Below are 5,362 nucleotides of genomic sequence, written 5' to 3'. Positions count from 1 at the left end.
TGCGGCGTCGCGCTCCATCGCCGATGCCTCTGCATCGCCTGGTGGAGTCGCTACGCTCCTCGATGCTTCGCATTCGCGCTTCTTGCGGCGTTCGGCCTCGCTCGGTCTCGGCTTCCCGCTCCTTCCCCAAACAGTTTCTAACTCCCTCAACGTGGGCACCCGTAGTTTGGTCTGCCGCCCCATCCGCCCGTCGATGCCTCGCCGCTTTCTCCTCGCCTGCCTGCTCGCTGCTGCGCCGCTGGCCGCCCAGCCCGACACGCTCCGCACCCGTGCCGAGGCGTCGGACTACCGCGCGACCTCGACCCACGCCGACGTGACGGCGTTCGTCGAGGCCATCGGGGCCGAGCCGGGGTTCTACCCGACGACGTTTGGGACGAGTGTCGAGGGCCGCGACCTCCCGCTCGTCGTGTGGGGTGCCGCCGGGGCCAACGCCGGGGCTGTGCGGGGGACGGACAAGCTGCGCGTGCTCATCGTGGCGAACATCCACGCGGGCGAGGTGGCCGGGAAGGAGGCTGCGCTGATGCTGCTCCGCGACCTTGCTACCGGCGGCCACGCCGCCTGGGCCGACTCGCTCGCGCTTCTCGTCGCCCCGATCTACAACGCCGACGGCAACGAGCGCTTCGATCCCTCAAACCGCCCCTTTCAGCACGGGCCAGTCGACGGGATGGGCCAGCGCCCGAACGCGCAGGGCCTCGACCTCAACCGGGACTTCGTCAAGCTCGACGCGCCGGAGAGCCGTGCGCTTGTGGGGTTTATGACCATGATGGACCCGCACGTCGTGATCGACCTCCACACGACGAACGGGACGGTACACGGATACCACCTCACCTACGCGCCGCCGCTGCACCCGAACACGCCGGCCGCCATCGACAGCCTCCTGCGCGAGGTGTGGTTGCCGGACGTAACGCAGAGCTATAAAACGAAGTACGGCTGGGACCTCGCGTACTACGGGAACGACAAGCCCGAGTGGGGTCTGCCGCGCGGCTGGGCGACGTTCGACCCGCGCCCGCGCTTCGGGACTAACTACGCCGGGCTGCGGAACCGGGTGGCGATCCTCAGCGAGGCCTACAGCTACGCGACCTTCGAGGACCGCGTCATCGCCACGCTCCGGTTCGTGACCGAGACGCTCGACTGGGCGCACGGGCACGCGTCGCAGGTCCGCCGGGCGGTCGAGCGGGCCGAGGCGGCATCCGTTGTCGGGGACAGCCTCTTCCTCCGCGCGGCGCGGACGTGGGAGGCCGATCCAGAGCCCGGAACGATCCTGCTCGGTGAGGTCGTGGAGGAAGCAAACCCCCACACCGGCGAGCCGATGCTCCGCCGCACCGACACGCAGGCGCCGACCGAGATGACCGTGTACGGTCGTTTCAGCGGTACCGAGCCGGAAGTCGTTCCAGCCGGCTACCTCGTTCCCGACTCGCTCACAAACGTACTGGACCGTCTCGACGCACACGGTGTTCTCTACGTCAAACCTGAAGACGCCACAGTGCCGGCGCGTGTGGAGACATTCTATATCGACAGCGTACGCGTTGCCGAGCGGCCGTTTCAGGACCGGTACGAGCGCGAGTTGTTCGGCCGTTACCGGACAGAAGATGTCTTGATCGAGTCGGGCGATCTCGTGATGGTGTTTACAGCGCAGCCACTAGGCCGCCTCGTGTTTACGCTTCTCGAACCACGCTCCGATGACGGGTTTGCCAGTTGGGGCATCATAGAGTCCGGAGAGACTTATCCGATCCGCCGGATCATGAACTATAGGGTTCACACAGGGATCGCTCGTTGATGCGAACTCCCCGTTTCCCCCCTGCGTACCAGCCGCATGACTACTCGTTTTCTCTTTCTGCTCGCCTCCGCGCTCGTCCTCGCCGCGTGCACCGGCCAGGAAGCACCGGGCGACCTCATCATCGAGCCGGTCTCGGCCGAGGAGCTGATCGACGAGGTCCGCGCCATCGACTCGGAGATCGTCGTGGTCAACTTCTGGGCGTCGTGGTGCCTCCCGTGCCGGGCGGAGTTCCCCGAGTTCATCCGCTTCGCCGAGGAGACCGACCCGCGCGAGGCCCAGGTCCGGTTCGTCTCCATCGACTTCGAGGAGGACCTCCCGCACGCCGCCGAGTTCCTGCGCGATCACGACGTCGCGGGCACGACCTTCGTCAAGGACGGCAAAGACGGCCCGTTCATCAGCGCGATCAACCCCGAGTGGTCCGGTGCGATTCCGGCCACGGCCCTCTACGACCGCACCGGGAAGCGCCTCGCCTTCTGGGAAGGCCTCGTGACCTACGACCAACTCGCCGAGCGCGTCCGCACCGTCCGCACCGACCCCCTCTCCACCAACGCCTCTTCGCCATGACGTTCCAACCGCTCCTCCGCCGCGCCACTGCTTTCGCGCTCGCCGTCCTGGTCGTCCAGGCGGCCTCGGCGCAGACCGCCCAGCCGCTCGACATCGGGACGGCCCTCCCGGCGGCCGATCGCTCGATGCAGGGCACCGGCGGTGCCGCCATGACGCTCGGCCAGGCGATGGGGGACCAGGGCCTCGCGGTCGTCTTCTGGTCCAACACCTGCCCGTGGGTGGCGAAGTACGACGAGCGCGTGCGCGCCCTCGCCGACGAGTACGAGGCCGCGGGCGTCGGCTTCGTCCTCGTCAACGCCAACGATCCGGGGGCCTATCCCGAGGAGAGCTTCGCCGCGATGCAGACCCTGGCGAGCCAGAACGGCTACGGCTTCCCGTACCTCGTGGACGAAGGCTCGGAAGCGGCGAAGGCGTTCGGGGCCTCGCGCACGCCGCAGGTGTTCCTGTTCGACACCAGCCAGACGCTCGTCTACGAAGGCACCGTCGACGACAGCCCGTCGGACCCGAGCGGGGTGGAGGAGGAGTTCTTCCGCGACGCGATGAACCAACTCATCGCCGGGACCGAGATCACGGTCCAGAAGACCAACGCCTTTGGCTGCACGATCAAGTTTTACTAGGCTCAGCGGGCCACCGATACAATTCGCCCGGCGGTGCTTCGTGCGCCGCTGGGCGTGGTATTTTCCGCGCTCTCCCAAAGCCTGCTTCCATGCCTGACTCTACGGCGGTCCCGGTGCCCGCTGAGGCCACGCTCGACCACGCGGCGCTCTACCGCGCCCTCCAGCTTCCGCGTACGGTCGAGGACAAAATGCTCCGCCTCATCCGGCAGAACCGGATCTCGAAGTGGTTCTCAGGCTACGGGCAAGAAGCCATTGCCGTCGGCTGCGTGTGGGCGCTCCGCGAGCGCGACGTGATCCTCCCGATGCACCGCAACCTCGGCGTGTGGACGACGCGCGGGCTGCCGCTCCGCCCGCTCTTCTGCCAGCTCATGGGCAAGCAAGGCGGCTTCACGAACGGGCGCGACCGGACCTTCCACTTCGGGACGATGGAGCACCGGATCGTCGGCATGATCTCGCACCTGGCGGCGATGCTGCCCGTCGCCACCGGCTTCGGCCTCGCGTCGCAGCTCAAGGGCGACGACTTCGTGGCCTGCGCGTTCGTCGGCGAGGGGGCGACGCGGGAGGGTGACTTCCACGAGGCGCTCAACCTCGCCGCCACCTGGTCGCTGCCGGTGCTGTTCGTCGTCGAGAACAACCAGTACGGCCTCTCGACGCCGACGCGCGACGCGATGGCGGTCGAGGACATCGCCGACGCCGCGGCGGGCTACGCGATGGCGGGCGAGGTCGTCGACGGCAACGACGTGCTCGGCGTCATCGACGCCGTCGGGCGCGCCGCCGACCGGGCGCGGGCTGGGGCCGGGCCGACGCTCTTGGAGATGAAGACCTTCAGGATGCGCGGGCACGAGGAGGCGAGCGGGACGAAGTACGTCCCCGAGGCGCTGTTCGACGCCTGGGCCGACCGGGACCCGATTGAGCAGTACAAAACCAGAGCACTCACCGAAGGCTGGCTTTCGGAGAAGCAAGTAGTCGAGACCGACGCCGCGCTCGCGGCCGAGATCGAGGAGGTCGCCGAGTGGGCGATTCTTCAGCCCGAGGTCGAGAGCACGCTCGACGCCGAGGGCGCCGCACTCTTCGCCCCGTCGCCGGCCACGACGAGCGCGCCCGGCGGGTCCGTCTCGGAAAAGCGGTTCATCGATGCCGTCCAGGACGGCCTCCGGCACGCCCTCGACGCCGACGAGCGCGTCCTCGTGATGGGGCAGGACGTGGCCGAGTACGGCGGCGTGTTTAAAGTCACCCAGGGCTTCGTCGAAGAGTTCGGACGCGCCCGCGTGCGCAACACGCCGATCATCGAGAGCGGGGCGCTCGGCTGCGCGATGGGCCTCGCGCTCGAAGGCTTCCGCCCGGTCGTCGAGATGCAGTACGCCGACTTCATCACCTGCGGGTTCAACCAGATCGTCAACAACCTCGGCACGACGCACTACCGCTGGGGCGAGCCGCTGAACGTCACGATCCGCGCCCCGTTCGGCGGCGGAATCGGGGCGGGACCATTTCACTCGCAGAGTCCCGAAGCGTGGTTCGCCCACGCGCCTGGCCTCAAAGTTGTCATCCCCGCGACCCCTGCCGACGCGAAGGGCCTGCTGCTGGCCGCCATCGAGGACCCCAACCCGGTGCTGTTCTTCGAGCACAAGCACCTCTACCGCTCGCTCAAGGGCGACGTGCCGGACGCGGCGTACACGATTGCTCTCGGCGAAGCGAACGTCGTGCGCCCGGGTGCCGACCTCACGCTCGTCACCTGGGGCGTCGGCGTGCAGTGGGCGCTGGAGGAGGCCGAACATTGGGCCGGGCGTGGGAGCGAGATCGAAGTCGTGGACCTCCGCACCCTCGTGCCGTGGGACCGGCAGGCGGTGCTGCGCTCGCTTGCCAAGACCAACCGGCTCGTCGTGCTCCACGAGGCGCAGCGCACGGCCGGGTTCGGGGCCGAGGTCGCGGCGCAACTCATCGAAGAAGGCTTCGAGCACCTCGACGCGCCGCCCGCGAGGGTTGCCTCGGAGGACCTGCCGATTCCGTTCTCGAAGGGACTGGAGCGCGAGATCTACTCGGCGAGCGGGAAGCTGCGCGCCGCCGTCGAGCGCGTGCTGGCGTACTGAGCGTGTGGGAGTGTGGGAGTGTGGGAGTGTGGGAGTGTGGGAGTGTGGGAGTGTGGGAGTGTGGGAGTGTGGGAGTGTGGGAGTGTGGGAGTGTGGGAGGCAAGAAAAACCACAAAAACTACCGAGGCCGCCGCGCTCTGCGCCAGCGATCTTCGCCCATCCGCCCATCCGCCCATCCGCCCATCCGCCCATCCGCCCATGCCCCCATACCCCCATACCGCCAACCCGCCATCCGCCCCGCCGCCCAGCCGCCCCACGCACAAAACGCCCACGCCCCGCCTGACGGACCGCAGACAGCCGGCGTCCGCCCGCGGGCG

General features: G+C 68.4%; 4 protein-coding genes. All 4 read left to right on the top strand.

The window, feature by feature from the left end:
* Positions 1 to 193 precede the first annotated feature (193 nt).
* Positions 194 to 1,777 (top strand): M14 family metallopeptidase, encoded by a 1,584-nt coding sequence (locus tag AAGI91_17415; GenBank protein ID MEM1044391.1) that lies wholly within the window; start codon positions 194 to 196, stop codon positions 1,775 to 1,777.
* A 36-nt stretch (positions 1,778 to 1,813) separates the two neighbouring features.
* Complete coding sequence (locus AAGI91_17410) at positions 1,814 to 2,341, top strand: TlpA disulfide reductase family protein (GenBank protein ID MEM1044390.1); 528 nt, start codon at positions 1,814 to 1,816, stop codon at positions 2,339 to 2,341.
* A complete protein-coding gene (locus AAGI91_17405) occupies positions 2,338 to 2,958 on the top strand; it encodes a thioredoxin family protein (GenBank protein ID MEM1044389.1) in 621 nt (206 codons plus the stop codon). The genes AAGI91_17410 and AAGI91_17405 overlap by 4 nt, the downstream gene beginning before the upstream one ends.
* An 89-nt stretch (positions 2,959 to 3,047) precedes the next feature.
* Entirely contained in the window at positions 3,048 to 5,045 is a 1,998-nt protein-coding gene (locus AAGI91_17400) for a dehydrogenase E1 component subunit alpha/beta (GenBank protein MEM1044388.1), read from the top strand.
* Positions 5,046 to 5,362 lie beyond the last annotated feature (317 nt).

The organism is Bacteroidota bacterium (assembly GCA_038746285.1).
Classification (GTDB): domain Bacteria; phylum Bacteroidota; class Rhodothermia; order Rhodothermales; family JANQRZ01; genus JANQRZ01.
This window is presented reverse-complemented; position numbering and strand designations above follow the sequence as displayed.